The 18,956-nt window shown below is 44.1% G+C and carries 15 protein-coding genes; 5 read left to right on the top strand and 10 right to left on the bottom strand.

Annotated elements, in window-relative coordinates:
• The first annotated feature begins 353 nt into the window (after positions 1 to 353).
• The 3 genes from BY457_RS13670 to folE all read left to right on the top strand — a co-directional run bounded on the left by BY457_RS13670 (position 354) and on the right by folE (position 3,120).
• Entirely contained in the window at positions 354 to 962 is a 609-nt protein-coding gene (locus BY457_RS13670) for an outer membrane beta-barrel protein (RefSeq protein WP_106153882.1), read from the top strand.
• A gap of 249 nt (positions 963 to 1,211) precedes the next feature.
• Complete coding sequence (gene dprA / locus BY457_RS13665) at positions 1,212 to 2,333, top strand: DNA-processing protein DprA (RefSeq protein WP_106153881.1); 1,122 nt, start codon at positions 1,212 to 1,214, stop codon at positions 2,331 to 2,333.
• A gap of 163 nt (positions 2,334 to 2,496) precedes the next feature.
• On the top strand, positions 2,497 to 3,120 hold the full coding sequence (gene folE, locus BY457_RS13660; RefSeq protein ID WP_106153880.1) for a GTP cyclohydrolase I FolE: 624 nt from the start codon (positions 2,497 to 2,499) through the stop codon (positions 3,118 to 3,120).
• Positions 3,121 to 3,237: 117 nt separating this feature from the next.
• Here folE and BY457_RS13655 read toward each other — a convergent pair whose 3' ends face one another.
• Positions 3,238 to 4,119 (bottom strand): DUF4249 domain-containing protein, encoded by an 882-nt coding sequence (locus BY457_RS13655; protein WP_106153879.1) that lies wholly within the window; start codon positions 4,117 to 4,119, stop codon positions 3,238 to 3,240.
• Between the two features lie 3 nt (positions 4,120 to 4,122).
• Positions 4,123 to 6,405 carry a TonB-dependent receptor gene (locus tag BY457_RS13650; protein WP_258176737.1) on the bottom strand — a complete coding sequence of 761 codons (2,283 nt, stop codon included), beginning with the start codon at positions 6,403 to 6,405 and terminating at the stop codon, positions 4,123 to 4,125.
• Between the two features lie 301 nt (positions 6,406 to 6,706).
• Here BY457_RS13650 and BY457_RS13645 point away from each other — a divergent pair, with 301 nt between their 5' ends.
• Complete coding sequence (locus BY457_RS13645) at positions 6,707 to 7,357, top strand: porin family protein (protein WP_106153877.1); 651 nt, start codon at positions 6,707 to 6,709, stop codon at positions 7,355 to 7,357.
• 243 nt (positions 7,358 to 7,600) lie between these two features.
• Here BY457_RS13645 and BY457_RS13640 read toward each other — a convergent pair whose 3' ends face one another.
• From BY457_RS13640 to gdhA, 8 genes are all read right to left on the bottom strand, one after another.
• A complete protein-coding gene (locus BY457_RS13640) occupies positions 7,601 to 10,549 on the bottom strand; it encodes a PEP/pyruvate-binding domain-containing protein (protein ID WP_106153876.1) in 2,949 nt (982 codons plus the stop codon).
• Positions 10,550 to 10,687: 138 nt separating this feature from the next.
• Positions 10,688 to 11,164, bottom strand: coding sequence for an ExbD/TolR family protein (locus tag BY457_RS13635; protein WP_010664571.1), 477 nt, complete (start codon positions 11,162 to 11,164; stop codon positions 10,688 to 10,690).
• A 1-nt stretch (position 11,165) separates the two neighbouring features.
• The gene (locus tag BY457_RS13630) at positions 11,166 to 11,741 is read right to left on the bottom strand and encodes an ExbD/TolR family protein (protein ID WP_106153875.1); all 576 of its coding nucleotides are present in this window, start codon (positions 11,739 to 11,741) and stop codon (positions 11,166 to 11,168) included.
• Positions 11,742 to 11,797: 56 nt separating this feature from the next.
• On the bottom strand, positions 11,798 to 12,238 hold the full coding sequence (locus BY457_RS13625) for a hypothetical protein (RefSeq protein ID WP_106153874.1): 441 nt from the start codon (positions 12,236 to 12,238) through the stop codon (positions 11,798 to 11,800).
• An 8-nt stretch (positions 12,239 to 12,246) separates the two neighbouring features.
• Entirely contained in the window at positions 12,247 to 13,062 is an 816-nt protein-coding gene (locus tag BY457_RS13620) for a MotA/TolQ/ExbB proton channel family protein (RefSeq protein WP_106153873.1), read from the bottom strand.
• Positions 13,063 to 13,324: 262 nt separating this feature from the next.
• Positions 13,325 to 14,359 (bottom strand): asparaginase, encoded by a 1,035-nt coding sequence (locus tag BY457_RS13615; protein ID WP_106153872.1) that lies wholly within the window; start codon positions 14,357 to 14,359, stop codon positions 13,325 to 13,327.
• A gap of 105 nt (positions 14,360 to 14,464) precedes the next feature.
• On the bottom strand, positions 14,465 to 15,235 hold the full coding sequence (locus BY457_RS13610; RefSeq protein ID WP_106153871.1) for a TatD family hydrolase: 771 nt from the start codon (positions 15,233 to 15,235) through the stop codon (positions 14,465 to 14,467).
• 477 nt (positions 15,236 to 15,712) lie between these two features.
• Positions 15,713 to 17,050, bottom strand: a complete 1,338-nt coding sequence (gene gdhA, locus BY457_RS13605) for an NADP-specific glutamate dehydrogenase (RefSeq protein ID WP_106153893.1) — start codon at positions 17,048 to 17,050, stop codon at positions 15,713 to 15,715.
• Between the two features lie 1,255 nt (positions 17,051 to 18,305).
• Here gdhA and BY457_RS13600 point away from each other — a divergent pair.
• The gene (locus BY457_RS13600) at positions 18,306 to 18,563 is read left to right on the top strand and encodes a hypothetical protein (protein ID WP_106153870.1); all 258 of its coding nucleotides are present in this window, start codon (positions 18,306 to 18,308) and stop codon (positions 18,561 to 18,563) included.
• The last annotated feature ends 393 nt before the right edge of the window (positions 18,564 to 18,956 follow it).

Genomic DNA, 18,956 nt, shown 5'->3' with positions numbered 1-18,956 from the left:
CCCAAATAATATTCCCCTATCACAGGTAAAGGACAAATCACATTCGGTTTTTCTGTTCAAATTGAAACAGCCCCGGCAGGGGCGGCAGTATGGTAGCCCCGGATGGGGTGACACGTAGAAAAAACAATCTTCTAAAACCAAATAACCACATCCCGTTTTTGAAGAAATGCCGTTTCATTGTACATTTGTGACGCTCAATTCCCACCCAAAAAAATGAATTTACCTGTAAACTCATTTCTTATTAAAACCAAAACACCGTTAGGATATACAATTTACACAACACCATTGGTTTAATCAGCGTTTTAGTGCCCGAAGCCCCCAACTACTAACTACTGACTATATCTTTTTTGAACATGGAAAAGAAATTACATTTAATCCTTATACTGATTCTCGCAGCATCCGCAATCCGCGCCCAATACAATGCTGACTCCTGGCTCATCAGCCCCAAAATATCCTTTGCCGATTATTCGGATTCTGACAACTATGACGGCTATTCCATCAGTAAAATTCCACCTACCTCCTTCTTTGTGGAACGGGGAATCAATGATTATTTCAGTGCCGGGGGCTTTATCGGCTACAACCGCGACAAATACAACAACGACACCATCCCGAACAATGAATTACGCTACAGCACATTCAGCACGGGGGCTGTTGCCACCATCCATTACGCACACTGGATTGAAGCTTTGAGCGGATATAAATGGTTCCTGGGCGATTTTGACTTTTATGTTTCCGGGGTGGCTCAACTGGCCTTTGAAAAATCCACAGAGGAATCTGTCTGGAATACTGAAACAGAAGCCTTTGAAAACAATAAAGAATCGGACGTCAAGGTTCGCATCCGCCCTATTTTCGGATTGCGGTATTTTCTAACCGACCGCTTCAGCATGCTCATAGAAGTGGGACGGGGAAATCCGGGAATGGTGACCACCGGGGTTAGCTGGAACGTTGGGGCCGGGTTTTGAGTTCCGGGTTCTGGGTTCCGGGTTTTGAGTTTCTGGTTCCGTGTTGGTTCTGAGAGTGGTAGTTCCCCCTTCAGGGGGTTAGGGGGTAGTGCGCAGGGAGGATGAGTTTTGAGTTCCGGGTTGCGGGTTTTGAGTTTCGGGTTCTGAGTAAACAGCTACCATTCTCCTTTCCCTAATGAATACTGACTAAAATTTACTTTTACCGAAAAAATCCATAAATTCACAGCTGCAAACCCAAAACCCAACACTGTGTCTGACAAACAACTACAACACCGGATAGCGCTCAGTCTCATCAAAGGCATAGGCCCCAAGCTGGCCCGAAACCTTATTGCATATCTGGGGTCCGAATCGGCTCTTTTTGAAGAAAAAATTCCCACACTGGCCAAAGTCCCCGGAATAGGGCCAGCCCTCAGTCAGTTACTCATGAACATAGACAGAAATGAGCTCATGAAACGTGCTGATAAAGAAGTACTATTCATCGACAAACATCAAATCAAACCATTCTTCTTTTCTGACACCGATTATCCCAGCCGACTCTCCTACTGTGAGGATGCGCCACTGATGGTTTATATTCATGGACAGGAACATCAGACGGCCTCCCGAATGATTGGAATCGTAGGCACCCGCACCCCTTCAGATGAAGGTATAGACCTGTGTGAAAAACTGGTGGCTGACCTGGGGACCAGACATCCCGGGACTGTGATTGTCAGCGGACTGGCCTACGGAGTGGATATTTGCGCACACAAAGCAGCTTTGAAAAACGGATTACCAACCATTGGGGTGCTTGCTCATGGTTTGGATCGCATCTATCCGTCCATTCATCGCAATACCGCCAGAGAAATGCTGGAACAGGGAGCCCTGATGACGGAATTTATCAGCGAAACAGTTCCTGACAAATACAACTTCGTGCAACGCAACCGCATCATTGCCGGGCTGTCAGATGCCCTGGTTGTGGTGCAATCGGCTCGCAAGGGTGGGGCCCTGATTACTGCCGAACTGGCCAGAGACTACAACCGTGACGTACTGGCATTCCCGGGCCGACCGGGAGATACCTTTTCTGCAGGTTGTAATTATCTTATCAAATCGAACATTGCAGCCCTCATCGAAACGGTTGAAGACCTGGAATATGCGCTGGGCTGGGACACGAAGAAAAAACCACCGGTGCAGGGAAATCTGTTTGCCACTATCGAAACAGAGGAACAACAAACCATCATGGAAAGCCTGATTGAGGAACAGGAGATGAATCTGAATCTGCTGAGCCTCAAATGTGGCCTGCCCGTCAGTAAATTATCAGCAACCCTGCTGGACCTGGAATTTAAGGGACTGGTAAAGAGTAAACCGGGGGGGATTTACAGGGTGGTGATGAGTTAGCTGAGGTTGAGGCTGAGGTTAAGCCTTAAAGCGAACCTGAAATTATCTGATCTTTTTCCCGCAAGTTCCAATTGGTTTTGTATTTTTGATTTTTATTTCTCTTTACTACTTACAAACCAGAACGGCAACCCATCTGATGCTTGCCATATTAAAAACAAATAAAATGGAACATACACTCCATGGCGACAACGGATACGCCAAAATTGAATCATACGACGATAAAACCACTGAAGCACTCAGCGATCACTACACAGAAGTATTAAAGCTGCTCGGAGAAGATGAAACCCGAGAGGGCTTGGAAAAAACACCACTGAGAGTGGCTAAAGCCATGCAATTCCTGACGCAGGGGTACAATATGGATCCGGAAGACATACTGAAATCGGCCATGTTCCGCGAAGATTATCAGCAAATGGTGGTCGTTAAAGACATCGAACTTTACAGTATGTGTGAGCATCACATGCTTCCTTTTTTCGGCAAAGCTCATGTGGCTTATATCCCACGCCACCACATCACCGGATTGAGCAAAATTGCACGCGTGGTAGAAGCTTTTGCCCGCCGCCTACAGGTTCAGGAAAGACTGACTACTCAGATAAAAGAATGCATCCATAACACATTAAATCCCCTGGGTGTGGCTGTAGTAATCGAGGCCCAGCATATGTGCATGCAAATGCGCGGAGTACAAAAGCAGCATTCGGTCACCACCACCTCTGATTTCACAGGTGCCTTTCTGAAGAACCAGGCTACACGTGAAGAGTTTTTCAACATTATTGGATCATCATTACATTAGAGTTAGGGAATAGTTTGTAGAGAATAGTCAGTAGAATATAAAATGGGAGTAGTTGATTTTTTTATAGGCAATATAAAAAAATCAACTACTCCCATTGTTTTAACGGATAATCCAGACCTAATCGGAATTGTTTTTTTCCTCCAGTAAGCCGGCTGAAACGACCAGGTTGGCATAAGAGACCGAAAATGCTGTAAAGAACCCCAGTGCCCCATTGCTGATATTACCGGGCACATTGGCCGGGGGCCCACTGAACAGAGGATACTGTCCGCGACCTTCTCGCTGAACACTTTTCACAAAATCAAAATATGCTTCAGTAATTCCACACATCTGAAGCGTTACAACATCCCCCTCCTGTAATGGTTCTGCCTCCTCATTGGCATTGATAGACTGCACCCAGACACCATCGGCTCTGCCATTCTCAAAAAAGCGGTCGCTCACCACGGTAAACTCAGAAATCCGCTCTGAAATAAGCGTCCCATTCAGCAATACCCGAAAAAGATAATAATCTTCCGAGTCGGGCGGATCGTTAAACCACAGCAATACTTTCCACATCTCCCAGGATGCATCAAACAAGAGATCGATAGAATCAGGTTTGTTTACATGTGGCATATAAGAAATTGCCTGATACGACTCCTCCACCCCGTCACCATCTATATCCACCTCCGAAACAGTCAGCTCGTAAGAATTTCCGGGAGTGGCAGCAAAACCATTCTTTGCCACATAAAAACCGGCCATCTCATTCGCTTCACGAAGAGTTTCCACATTGTAACCATCCGACAGTAAAACTCTGGCCCCTGATACCGGAGGAGAAACTGTATCATCCATAAAAGCCACAGATCGGGACAAACGCACATATTGTATATGTCTTTCACTGGTAATCATGCCATCCACTACCAGTTTCTGATCACTTGTTTCCAGGTCAAGATCGATGTACTCGGCACACCCCCAGCTTAGAAAAACCGCCATAACTATGTTGATGATAAAAACAAGTTGCTTCATTCGTTAAAATTTAAACGTATAGGAAACAGAGGGCACAACCGAAAAAAGATATGTTTTTTCCGCTCTTATACCTGAATCTCCTTCCTCGTCATTCACAAAATTGATTGCCCATGCATTCTTTCGTCCATAAGCATTGTATAAAGAAAACACCCACTCTCCCCCTTTTTCCTTTCCACGTTTACTGTGAATAATACAGGAAAAGTCCAGACGGTGATAATCAGGCATTCGCTCTCCATTGCGCTGGGAATACAACGGAACCATCGTTCCACCAACATCAAATCTGCCCACAGGCAAAGTCACCGGAGACCCGGTGTAGTAAACCCAGTTGGCCGACAGCGACACACGCGAGGCCAGGCGATAATCGGCAAATACAGAGACATCATGGGTATGGTCATAAGGCGACAAAAAGGGCTTCCCATTGTTAATTCCCCCGGCCACCCGTTCCGATTTCAAAAATGTATATCCCACCCATCCGGAGAAACGGTCGGTGTTCCACTTCGACATCAGCTCAAAACCTCTGGCCCAGGCTTTTCCAAAACGCACCTCTCCCTCAATGGTTTCGTTGAGCAGCAAGTCGGGATGATCCTTAAAATCAATGGTGTTCTCCATCCATTTATTAAAAAATTCGATGCTGTGCTCAAACACGCCATTGCGTGACTTACCGAAAAGCCCTAAAGAGACCTGATCAGAGGTTTGCGGTTTCACATTTGGTGATGCAGGAAACCACACATCCAGCGGCGTAGAAGAAGTAGAATTACTGGCCAATTGAATATACTGACGGGTTCTGCTGTAACTTATTTTGGCTGTGAGCCGGGGCGACAGAAACACCGATGCTCCCGCACGTGGCTCAAGCCCGTGGTAAGAATTAAAAATATCTCCTGATGAATAGCTGATGGTATCTGTAACTTCATAAGCATCATCAAACCGGAAGCTTTTCCCGGGCCCAACATTCTGAAAAAGGGAATACCTGAGACCCACCCTGAGCTTCAACCAGGAAGCAATCCGGTTGCTGTAACTCACATAGGCTCCATGCTCAAGCGAATTATTTTGCGGCAGTTCCACCTCCTTCAGAAACGAATTCTCATCCGGGCCGGTAACATCTCCGGGAGCGATGCTATGAAAAAAGGATCTTGCTCCAAACCGGAATGTCTTCTCAGGTGCAAGAAACCAGGAAAAATCCGCCCCAAACATATAGTCATTAAATTCCGAAACCCACTCCATATCATCGATGTCGGTTTCGGAAGTACCCAGAAAGTAGTCGTACTGCCCCCTTACAAAGGTAAAATTGGCAAATAAAGAGGGAGAAAACACCCGATTCCAGCGAAGCGATAAAGTACGGTTTCCAAAATTGAGTCGGGCCATTTCGTCCCTGAAAACATCGCGCCCCAGGTAAGCACTCAGGAAAAACCGGTTTTTCTCATCGGCAATCCAGTTCATTTTAAAGTTGGTATCGTAGAAATAGAGTTGATTGTCGTGCAACTCCTCATCACTGGCCAATGGCAAAAACAGATCAGCGTAGGTGCGTCGTCCGGTAAAAAGAAAGGAGGCTTTATTCTTTTTTATTGGTCCTTCAAGATTGAGTCGGCTGGAAATCAAACCTATACCCGCAGATCCCTGAAATTGTTTCATATTCCCATCGCGGGTGTGCACATCAAGCACAGAAGACAACCGACCGCCTTCCGAAGCAGGAAAATCGCCCTTGTACAACTCTACATATTTGATGGCATCATTATTAAAAACCGAAAAGAACCCCAGCAAATGTCCGGCATTGTAAACAATGGCTTCATCCATCAACAAAAGATTCTGATCAGGATTTCCTCCTCTGACAGTGAAATTGCTGGAGCCTTCACTGGTGGCAGAAACTCCCGGCAACATCTGAATGGCCTTCAATGGGTCGGTTTCCCCCATAAGCACAGGCATCCGACCAATGGATGAAGGCTCAAGACGTTCCAACCCTAACAGTGAAGAACGTACAGAAACGGCTCCTTCCTCTCCCGCTATGGTTACCTCTTCCAGCAATTCAGGCTGTGGAATCATCTCCACAGTCAGGTGAGTCGTCTGTGAAACTATTCTCTCCACCGGCTGATATCCTAAAAAGCCAAATTGCAAAATCTGTTCTCCCGGTGAAAGTTCTATTGAAAAAAAACCATAAACATTGGTTACCGTACCGGTACCGCTGCCACGTACAATCACAGATGCACCCACCAGCATTTCTCCTGTTGCTCCATCCTTCACATAACCACTCACCGTAAATACATCCTCTCCCACATTCGGGCGAGCCTTCACAGTTGCCTGGTATTGCAAAAAAAGGAGGAAAAAGATGAAAAAAAACTTGAAATTAGTCATGGAGCCAACGCCTTCAGGAAGTGCTGAAGATAAGCATTTTTAATCTTTCCTGCCAGAATCGACAGCCGGATTATTCTTCGGAAGCAGGAAACAATTATGGCATCCAAATTGCTTATTGAAACGAGTATGGCTAGGAAACCACAAAGGATCATGTATAATATTCTGACATGTGAGTTCCATCAGGCCAATAACTTAGTTTAATTATAACCTGATAAAATAGCACTAACAAAAAAAGAAAGTTATGAAAAAGAAAATTTTGTTTTTGAGTATCATGCTCGCAGCAACATCCATGATGTTCAACAGCATGGCCCAGGGTAATTTCGCAATTGGTGTCAAAGCCGGTTACAACTCATCCAAGTTCCGGACTGACAATGCAGGTGAAATTATGGCAGGAGATCAGCAATACACCTTCTCGGATGCAAAAGATGAAGCTAAAGGCGGGCTTATGCTTGGAGCTTTCGCCCGTATAAGACTGATCAAAAACCTCTCATTTCAGCCCGAACTTCTTTATGTGAAAAAAGGAGGTGAAACAAACTTCAGCGGAGAGTTTGACAACACCGTCAATACTGAATACCACACTTGGGATATTCCCTTGCTGGCTCACCTAAGACTAATTGACCTGAAGGTCCTGAACATTTACGGAGTCGGTGGCCCCATGGCCTCTTTTGTGGCAAGTGAAGAAAACAAATGGGGAGACATCAACAACTATGATTCCGTTTCCGAAAATATGAAAAATGCCCAGTGGAGTTTCCAGGCAGGCGGCGGTGTTGAATTTGGAAAATTAAATCTGGATGTCCGATATTCATGGGGGCTGGGAGATTCCTCCACCGAACTGAAAAGGGTTAACAACAACCTGACATTCTCTGTAGCCTATAAGATTTTTGATTTGTAATTTTGAGGTAGTCACTTGCAAAATAGTTGGCCCCCATTCGGGGACCTGCCCTCATTCCTTCAGTTTCACCCCGGGTTATCGACCCGGGGTTATTCAAATTTGCCCCCTCCGGGGACGAGCCAAATCTGTCATATTCCCATTATGCCTCAAAATTTAATTGAGGTGAGCACTTGCGATGACTTTTTTACTGTAAGATAGAAGATGTTGGTAAAGGGAACGCATCCCGAATAATCGGGACTCGTTTTATTCACTAAAAACCACTACTCCCTTATTGTTTTTCCCGTCAATCATAGTTGAGAAAGGTTTGGAGCAATGCACATGTCTTACATAATCTGTTTCCTCTTCTGCGCCGTGACTGTTCAGCATCTCCATATTGATGTTTCCCTCTCCAATATGAGGATTGATTGTAAGGTAGCCTACCCGCAATGAGGTAAGGTTTTGAAAAAAATGTGTTCCCTGACTCGGCTCCACATGATAATTTTCCAGTCCCATTTCCACAATGGTTCTGGCACCTGCAATTTGTCCCCAACGGACCGGCACTCCCAGCCAGGGATCCTGAGACCCCCAGCGACCGGGGCCAACAAGAAGGTAGGGTCTCCCGGCCTTTTGTAACTTATCATTGATCTTTTCTATGTGTCGTGCAATTTCCGGATTCAGCGATGGCTTAAATGTTTCAGGTTTCACATATACAATATCCTGCACATCATTCACCACCCCATTGCCCAGTGCTGAATTGGAATAGATAAGACAATCTTCAGGCTCAAAATCAGACAAATCAGGTCCGGAAGGATCCTTGGTGTCCACAATGGGTCTGATTTGAAGCAGGTAAAACACCGGTTTGCCATCTGGCGTCTGTAGATCCACCGCAAATTCGATCTCGACAGGCTGTTTCATCTCATCCTGGCCAATATGCAACACTTTATTTACAATATCGGCAAGGGGAAAGGCATCATATTTCAGGATATTGGCAAAAGTGATAAACCTCGGTCCATCAGCCATCAGCCCATCTTTGATCATGTGATTCTGCATATCAAATACAGAAGCCAGCCACTTCAGTGAACCATCCTTCTCAGCATCCCCTACATTCAGCTTCAGGATATTCACCCCGTCATTTACCGAGGCTTCAAAACTAGTGGCATCCAGATTGAGTGCAAAAAAAGACTTCTGGGTTTCCCGTACCACCATTTCCGGAGACGAGAGTTGAAGCACCTTGGCCGGGTATCGTGGCGAGAACCTTAGGGAAGCACCTCCCTCCACAATCTGGCGACCAAGTCCCAAAGCCACATTCACCACTCCATCCTCAGCCTTTTCGGGCGGAATAGGGTAAAAGTTGACCGATCGTGCGACACCGGAAAATGTAGGATAAAAGCGGTTTTCATGTGCCTGACCAACAACTTCCTGAAGGACAATACCCATACGTTCCTCATCAATCAGGTTCATGGTACCATCCATATAAGCTTTACTCGATTTGTAATAAACCGAAGCATACACACATTTTATGGCATCGAGCAGCTGCTCCACCATCTGTTTCTCACAGGATGGTGCAATCATATAGGTGGTATAAATTCCTGCAAAGGGCTGATAATGGCTATCCTCCAGCACACTTGACGAACGCACCGCAACCGGGCGTTTCACGACCTGCACAAAACGAAGCAGGTCGGCATACAAATGAGCCGGCAATTTTCCTTTAATGAAATGCTGTAAAATCTCCTCATCCGACATATCCGAAAGCCCCACGGCGTATAAATCGTTTTCTTCCATAAAGGTTTCGAATACATCGATTCCCAGCACAATGGTACGCGGAATCATGATGTTGACCTCAGGGTGCTGGTTCAACTCTGAATGACGCTTAATGATCGTATTCAGAAATGCGAGTCCGCGGGCTTTACCGCCAACCGATCCCTGTCCGATACGCGAAAAAGTCATATATTCATCATATCTTATCCGATCAAACGAAGCAATAATCCCTTTACTCTTACTCTTCCTGAATTCTGAAATCAAGCGGACCAGACGTTCTTTATGCGCCTTCATATTGGCATCATCATCCACCTTCAACTGTCGCACCACATCGGCTATCGGAAATAATGCCCGGGCAGTAAGCCACTTGGACACATGGTCGCGCTTAAAATGGTAATGAAGTGAATCATCGGGAAGATCCATTAATTTATTCTGCAGTTCACGAAGGCTTCCCACCCGGTCGATTTCAGCTCCTGTTTTTGGGTCAATAAACACAAAATCCCCGAAAGCAAGATAGGTATTCAGAAAATCCCTCAGCTCTTTCAGCAGGAATTTGGAGTGTTTATGAATGAACCCCACCTTCATCTCCTTGGCAACTTCAGAGACTTTAGCATCCGATGACTGAAGCATAAAAGGCATATAAGGATTATCCTTCTTCACTTTCCGGGCAAGATTTACCCCGGCACCAACTTCCTTCCTGCCATCATGATTAAAGGAAACATCAGAAATAATCCCCAACAGATTGTTGCGATACTTGTCATAAAAAGCTTCAGCCTCCTCATAGGTCCGCGCAAGCAAAATCTTTGGTCTTCCGCGCATTCGCATCATCATCTGATGTTCATTGAGGCCTTCGTGCATGAACTTTTTAGACTGCTTAAAAACAATCTTGTAAATCAATGGAAGGTAGCTGGAATAAAACCGCACAGAATCTTCCACCAAAAGAATGCTTTGGACTCCCACCTCACCTATGTCGTGTTCGGCATTCATGCCATCTTCAATTAGTTTGATGATGGCCAACAATAAATTGGAATTTCCAAGCCAGCAGAAAACATAATCAATGGCACTGGTATCTTCTCTGCTAAGCTGAAGAGATACCTCCCTTGAAAACGGGGTCAGTACAACAATGGGCACCTGCGAGAAGGATTCCTTAATTTTACGTGACAAAGAGAATGGATCCATCCCTCCCACACTCAGCATGGTAATCACCAGATCTATCTGCTCCTCCTCCAGAACAGCAAAAGCCTCCTCTGCTGAAGAGACCTGAATGAAGTGCGGGGGATAACGCAGGCTTAAAGAGACATACTCATTAAACAACTGTTCATCAATGCGCCCGTCCTCCTCCAGCATAAAAGCATCATAAGAACTGCAAATCAACAGCACTTTATGAATGCGGTTTTGCATCAACTGATCAAAAGCTGTTTCGGAGAAGCGACTGTGCGTAATATTTAATTCCATGAGAGATCTATTAAAGGAGATGTGAGATTCAATGCCCTTAAAATAGCAAAAGCCTGTGGAAATGCCAATATTGAAGGACACAAAAAAACGGGATTGACATAGTCAACCCCGTTATATCTGAAAATCAAATTTCTGATTTTACATCGGTACTTGATTTACCTGACGTGCCGAATAACTGATTTTAAGTGCCTGGGCTTTTCTAAGAGCCTGCTTAACCTCAGTAATGATGCCCATTGGGGTATCAAAGTCGGCCTTGATTGAAACCGTCATTTTAGAACGATCACTCTCTCGCATCGATTCGCGCTCCTGCACAATATAGTTGCGAATATCATCTACAGTAGAAAACTGGTCATTGAGCTGCAAACGCGGTTCAGAACCGAAAGTTCCCTGATATTGTTTCTGGGGAACACCCACATAAATATAGGTCACCAATGATTTCTTCTCCAACTTGCTCAACTCAGTAGCTTCCGGCTGTTTCAACTGAACTTTCAGTGCTACCTCTTTCATGGTGGTTGTCACCATAAAGAAGAACAAAAGCATAAAAACGATATCGGGGAGAGAGGCGGTATTAATGGCCTGCTGGCCACTACCTTTTTTCTTTCTGAATTTTGCCATGCTATTTCCCTCCTATGTTTTTAGGTTCAGCTTCGGAAATCTTTTGCGGATAGATATCACGAATTGCATCCTGTTTGTCTTCCTCCAGTTCGTCAAATTTTTTGCCGAATTTGGATTGTGAAAGCTCATTACGGAGCTCATTGTAAGCAGCAGCCAATTCGTTTTGCACCGAGAGATACATCTGATACTGTGTTCCCCGGTCATTCTGCAAAGAAATCACACCTTTACTCACAGGATAAATGCCAAAATATTCAATTTGCTTTTCCTCTTTCTCTGGCAGTCCCTCTTCATCCAACGGGTTTTGAATAAACTCTTTGGCGGCGTCACGAAGTTCTCTCAACTCCATCGGCTCGTTTTCGACCAGCAACCGGTTTTGAGAGTTTATCAACACCTCAAACACGTTTCGGTCTTTAATGGGCGGTGGAGTTTCCTGATCTTCAGGCACCGGGGGAGGAAGCATGCGTGACAAACCGGAATCTGTGTCCATCGTGGTTGTCACAAGGAAGAAAATAAGCAAAAGGAAAGCAATATCGGCCATCGATCCTGCATTCACTTCCTGAACATCTCTTTTTCCCATAAATTTAAAATATTTTTAGTTGACAGAGCTTAATAAAGCTCTGCCATCAGTCATGTTTACTTAAAAATCCGGGAAACTTCGGTAAACAATATTGCAACCAAAGCACCACCAATAAGGATATAAGTAGAATACAAGAATGTATCGCCCAAAATCAACATACTAGGTACGTTGTCTGGTCCTTTATATCCAACCAACTGCAAAGGAGTTCCGTCTCCCATGCTGTAAGCAATAACTACAATCACCCCCAAAAGGGCAATTGAAATAAGTGATCGGATAGCAGCCTGAGGATGCAAAAGCAAATTTGCAATCTCAAAAAGAATTGCTACGGCAGCTGCTATCATCAACAATACCTTTCCCCAATTCAGGAACGACTCGGTATATAACGGGTATCCGGCATCTTCCACTTCACCTCCGAAGTAGAATAATCCTGCAAACACCAACGTTACAGCCAGGAGAAGATATAGTACATAACTCAAATATTTCGAAAGCTTAGTCATAATGACAATTATTTTTTCATGTTATACTTAACCAGAATGTCCATCAAAGAGATTGAAGCATCTTCCATATTGTTTACAATACCATCGATCTTAGAAACCAGGTAGTTGTAAAAAATCTGAAGAATAATGGCAACAATCAAACCGGACACTGTGGTAATAAGGGCCACTTTAATACCACTTGCAACAGCAGTAGCAGAAACGTCACCCATAGCAGCGATGGTATCGAAAGCGTCGATCATACCAATAACTGTACCCATGAAACCAAGCATAGGGGCAATAGCGATAAACAATGAAACCCAGGTAAGTCCTTTTTCCAACATTCCCATCTGAACAGAACCATAAGAAACAACGGACTTCTCTACTACTTCAATGCCTTCGTCGAAACGATCCAACCCCTGATAGAAAATAGAAGCAACAGGCCCGCGGGTGTTGCGACATACCTCTTTGGCAGCTTCCACACCACCTTCGTTAAGCGCATCTTCAATTTTCTGAAGAAGTTTCTTGGTATTGGTGGTTGAAAGGTTCAGATAAATGATTCTTTCAATTACAATAGCCAAACCAAAAACGAGAGCCAGCAATACGAAACTCATAAATACTGCACCACCTTCAATAAATTTAGCTTTAATCTGTTTGTGAATTCCCTGGGGCTCTTCACCTTCTGCCGGTTCTGCAGCTACTTCTTCTTCCACTGCAACTTCCTCTTCTGCAACTTGTTCAGTTGTAGTCTCTTCAGCTACCGACTGCTCTTCTTCCTGAGCATAAATGGATGATGCACCCATGCTAAGCATCCCAAAAACTGCCAAAAACGCAAATAGCTTTTTCATAATCTGTAAAAAATTTTGATTTGTATTGGTTTGTTAATACTCAAAAATAATTCATTCTCACTCTCTGAAAATGGAGAACAAATTTAAAATCAATTAATAGAATCTCAAAATTAAATTTGAGTTGCCCATTTTTCAGGGTTGCAAATTACAAAAAAAATGTCAATTACAAGTTTAGGATCCAAAATCATCCTAAAAAACTTCAAACCATCCCTCTTTCGGGAAGGTCTTGTAAGTGTCAAAAAAACACACAGACCCCACGCAATCAAGCCATAACAGGCTTAATCTCTCCTTTCAAGGAATCATTCAACTTATCTTTAATCTCTCCCATGGAGACACTGTTGCCCAACAAAAACATCAACTTGGCAAGGGCAGCCTCGGTGGTAATGTCATGACCACTCACAACGCCCAAATTGAGCAGATGCCTGCCGGTTTCATATCGCCACATCTCCACATTTCCGGCCAGACACTGCGTGACATTTATTATAATGACCCCGCGTTCTATGGCATCCTTAAGTGCCTTCATAAACCATTCACTGGTGGGAGCATTTCCCGAACCGTAGGTTTCAAGCACAACGCCTCTTAATCCGGGAGCCTCCAGTATCGATCGAACTACATTTTCATTAATTCCGGGAAATATCTTCAACAACGACACATTACTGTCCATTCTCTTTGAAACTGAAAATGATCCGTTTAATGTTGTGTAGCGAATATACGGATAATTGTATTTGATGTGCAACCCCACTTCGGCCAAAGGAGGATAATTATCGGAACGAAAAGCCCGAAAATGTTCCGCATTATATTTGGTAGTCCGGTTTCCCCTGAACAGTTTATCCTGAAAATAGATGCAAACTTCCGGCACCAATGCCTGGTTGTTTTTATAAGTGGCTGCAATTTCCAATGCGGTGAGAAGATTTTCTTTGCCGTCGGTGCGGATGGCACCCAAAGGCAACTGACTTCCCGTAAGTATCACGGGCTTTTGCAGGTTATGAAGCATAAAACTCAACGCACTGGCCGTGTATGACATGGTGTCGGTACCATGCAAAATCACAAATCCATTGTAGGCAGCATAATTCTCCTCAATAATTTCAACTAGCCGCGCCCATATCTCAGGCGACATCTCTGAAGAATCCACAATCGGATCAAAGGAAATGCTGTTTACCTTAAAATCGAACTTCCTGAGCTCCGGAACTTTACGAGATATATTTTCGAAATCGAAAGGTACCAAAGCATTGGTATCCGGATCAACCGCCATACCAATGGTACCTCCGGTGTAAATAATGAGAACCTGCTTATCCATTTTTCGTTTTGAGTTTTGAGTTGCGAGTTTTGGGTTTTGAGTTTGGGTTTTGAGTTTGGGAACTTCGGGCAGGGGTTCCCCTTTCAGGGGGCAGTGAGCAGCAGGTTAATGGTCAATAGCAAACAACTGCCGGGCATTTCGGGTGGTGATGCGGTCCATCTCATCAGGGGTAATCCCGTAAACCTCAGCCATTTTTTCCAACGTATTTTTCATATAAGCAGGCTGATTGCGCTTTCCGCGATAGGGAACCGGGGCCAGATAAGGGGCATCCGTCTCGGTCATAATTCTATCAGCAGGAGCTCCTTTCAGTACTTCATCAAGTTTGGCATTTTTGAAAGTTACAATCCCGTTGATTCCCAACATAAACCCGGGATATTCCAACGCTTTATGCAAATGCTCTTTATTTCCGGAAAAACTGTGAAAAACCCCTTTGAGCCGGTCATCACAAACCTTATCCAATTCCTGAAAAACGGCTTCAAAAGCTTCACGAACATGGATGACAATGGGAATACCCTTTTCTTTGGCCCATTCGGCCTGTTTCCGGAAAACGACCCGCTGCTCCCGCTCCCAGGTTTTATCCCAGTAAAGATCAATCCCGATTTCACCTATTGCTATAAAATCACGCTGACCAAGCCAGTATTGCACATTGGACAATTGCTCTTCATAGTCTCCTTTTACCGAAGTGGGATGCAATCCCATCATGGAATAACAATAATCCGGATACATCTCTTCAACAGCGAGCATCGGACGAACACTCTGACCATCAATATTGGGCATCAGGATTTTTTCCACTCCTGCCAACCGGGCTTTTTCCACTACTTCGTGTCGATCCTGATCAAATTCAGGCAAATAAATGTGTGAATGTGTATCTATCATGCTTCAAAAGTAATGAAATAATCTTTTGTGTTCGGTGTTCTGAGTTTTGATTTCCGGGTTCGGTGTTCTGAGTTTTGGGTTCGGTGTTCTGAGTTTTGGGTTTTGGGTTGTGAGTTTTGGGTTTTGAGTTGTGAGTTTTGGGTTTTGAGTTGGGGGTTAGCAATTGAGGGCGGGGATTCCCCTTTCAGGGGGTTTAGGTTTACCCTGTGAGGAACTACCTCTACAGGGTGAACCCTGTGAAGGAGTTTTCTTCATAGGGAGGTAGTGCACAAGGCAGATTTGTTTTGGGTTTCAGATTGCGTGTATTCGATCCTCATCGAGATACAAGGTCTGATGTATTTGCGCTCCGGAATACACAAAACACATAAATAGGGGACAGCCGGTTTGACTGACACATGAGAAATCAAACACAACTATCCCCTTAAAAAATCAACCTATGATTACTGACTCATTATAATATATACGTACAATCCGTTATCAAACAACTCCCTGCGCCAGCATAGCTTCGGCCACTTTCACAAAGCCACCGATATTGGCACCTTTCACATAATTGATTTTGCCATCGGGCGATTTACCGTAACGTACGCAGGATTGGTGAATGTTATTCATTATCTGGTTCAGTTTTTCATCAACCTCCTCACGTGTCCAGCTGATACGCATGCTGTTTTGGCTCATTTCCAGTCCTGAAACAGCAACCCCGCCGGCATTAACCGCCTTACCCGGAGCAAACATAACCTTTTCTGTGGCCAATGCTGCCGCCTCTGCTGTACATCCCATGTTGGAAGCTTCAGCAATAAGATAGCAACCGTTATCAATCAGCGTTTTGGCATCCTCTTCGTTCAATTCATTCTGAATGGCACAGGGAATGGCAATATCCACTTTTTGCTGCCAGGGTTTCTCGCCTCTGAAAAATTCAGCCCCGTACTTTTCTGCATAAGGCTCCACCACATCCATATTGGAAGCCCGCAACTGCAGCATATAATCAATTTTACTTCCGGAGATACCCTCCGCATCATAAATATATCCGTCGGGTCCGGAAATGGTCACCACTTTGGCGCCCAATTCGGTAGCTTTCAGGGCAGCTCCCCATGCCACATTACCAAATCCGGAAATGGCAATCGTTTTGCCCTTAAGTGTATCATTCTTCTCTTTCAACATCTCCCGGACAAAATAGACGGCACCAAAACCGGTAGCTTCAGGACGAATCAGACTTCCACCGTATTCACGTCCCTTACCAGTCAATACTCCGGTAAATTCATTCCTAAGTTTTTTATACATCCCGAAGAGGTAACCGATTTCACGACCGCCAACGCCAATATCACCTGCAGGCACATCGGTATTGGGTCCTATATGACGGAAAAGTTCAGCCATGAAAGCCTGGCAGAATCGCATGATTTCATTGTCCGATTTTCCTTTGGGGCTGAAATCGCTTCCTCCCTTTCCTCCCCCCATGGGAAGAGAAGTCAGACTGTTTTTAAAAGTCTGTTCAAAACCCAGAAACTTTAGTCCGCTCAGGGTTACACTCGGGTGAAAACGCAAACCTCCTTTATAAGGTCCGAGAGCGGAATTAAACTCAACCCGGTACCCACGGTTTACCTGAACTTCTCCCTTATCGTCCACCCAGGGCACACGAAACATCACCACACGCTCGGGTTCAGTCATGCGCTCCAGTATTTTAGCTTTTTGATATCGGGGATTCTCAAGGTAAAAGTCCCATACAGTTTCCACAACTTCCTGTACGGCTTGTAAGAATTCATCTTCGCCGGGATTCTTCATCCTGACGGTGTCCATAAATGCTTTAAATTTATTTTCCATATCCCTGGATTTATTTGGTCTATTAATTACATCAAAAATAAGGATATTTTTTATACGCAGTAACAAATTGAAAGTTTTTATAAATCCACAAAAACAACACCTTTACCACTGCTTTTCAACATATTAAACCAAATAAGAATTGTTTTTATGATAAAAATCAATATTGCCTGCACAAAAAAATGAGATAATCTGTAAGCACTTATAATAACCAAAGCCCATCACACTATTACATACCCAGTAAAAAAGGGAACTTCAGGAGATAACATAAAATGGATAAGGGGCCTCCCCTAACCCCTCCCAAGGAGGGGAACTGAGGGCCTCCCCTAACCCCTCCCAGGGAGGGGAAATGAGGGCCTCCCCTAACCCCTCCCAAGGAGGGGGACTGAGAAAATGATTTTAGCTTGAAAATGGCCGTCTGTGAGACCAGAAATTAAATGAATATGGTTACTCATTATCACCCATGCATAAATCTCCAACCCTTTCTCTGCCTGACAATACTCTAATGAATCCATTATAATGTGTTTGTACACAGGCCTTGTAAATACATCAATCCAGTTAACGACTGTTATGGTAGAAAAAAAAATTCACGGTTAATTCGACGTGCAATATCCATGATTCTTTTCATTCGCTTAAAATTTTGTAATTATCTGATAAAAACCTAATTAAAAATTTGAGAACGAATGTAACCGCTTCGCTCTCGCATAATATTTTTTAAACATGTTCTCCTGTGATTTATGTTTAAAAAATATCATGCTCGTTTCATCCGTATAAAATTTACTAATTAAGGTCGGATGGAACTCGCATGCAAGAATTTATACATGTTCTTTTGAGACAATCACAGCCATGCTCGTTTCATTAAGATTAAACCACAATATACTAATTATCAGACAATATATTAGCCTACTCCCGTCCGTGTGGATTTGTAATCCGCTCCATATAAACCTGCTTCTCAAAAATCTTTTTCCAAACTAAAAAATCATTTAATTTCTCTAGATTGCAAATCCGAAAAAGGAAAACGGCGTGCCTACCCAAAAAAGTTTGGGGAATAATGTGTAAATGACAGGATTTGCTCGTCCCTGAAAGGGGCAAATTTTAATAACCCCGGGTCGATAACCCGGGGTAAGGCTGAACGATTGGAATCAGGTCCCCGAATGGGGGCCAACAACTACAACCCTGACTTTCCGATTGTTGTAAAAAATCTGTCATTGGTAGCTTGTCGAAGAATCTGCTCGCTTAAAAGACAGATGTTTCGACTATGCTCAACATGACATTTTTTTGTGCTTTGAACTTGTTGGACAAACCCCCGTCAGGGCTTTCAACATTGCAAGAAGTGGCCAATATTGCACCAGAAGCAGCTAAAACTTCGCAAGGAGAGGTCAATATTAAACAAGGAGCGGTAGATATTGCAAAAGGAGCCACAAAAACGGCACAAGGAAAGGTAAAAACTGTACAAGAAGCAGTTAAATCGCAACAAGAACCAATATACACAATAATCAGAAAAATTGCACAATAGACAAGTACCTGATTACAATACTGATTAAAGCGTTTCTGGGTTGCAGATCCTTGGATGGAAAAAGGTGTGGATTGCTAATCCATACCGATGGGGCAAGGTTTTAACCCGGAAATGAATATCGATGAGATTAGCACCGGTCTTCAGGCCGGTGTGTGTCAGACAGAACGCACACAGCAGCCGGCTTCAAGCCGGCTTCCTAATTACAACAATGCCTTTGTAAATTTTTCAAAAAGCCGGCTTGAAGCCGGCTCTCCTGAATTACCTACTATAATAGTACCCCCCCTAAAGACGGGGGGCTATACTCATTATAATTTACAAAGGCTATAGTTTGAAGTGGATTACTGCCCGGCTATGCTGCTTTGCTTGCAAAAAATTCCACGCCGACAGGGCCGA

The sequence above is a fragment of the Marinilabilia salmonicolor genome (assembly GCF_003003035.1).
GTDB lineage: Bacteria > Bacteroidota > Bacteroidia > Bacteroidales > Marinilabiliaceae > Marinilabilia > Marinilabilia salmonicolor_A.
This window is presented reverse-complemented; position numbering and strand designations above follow the sequence as displayed.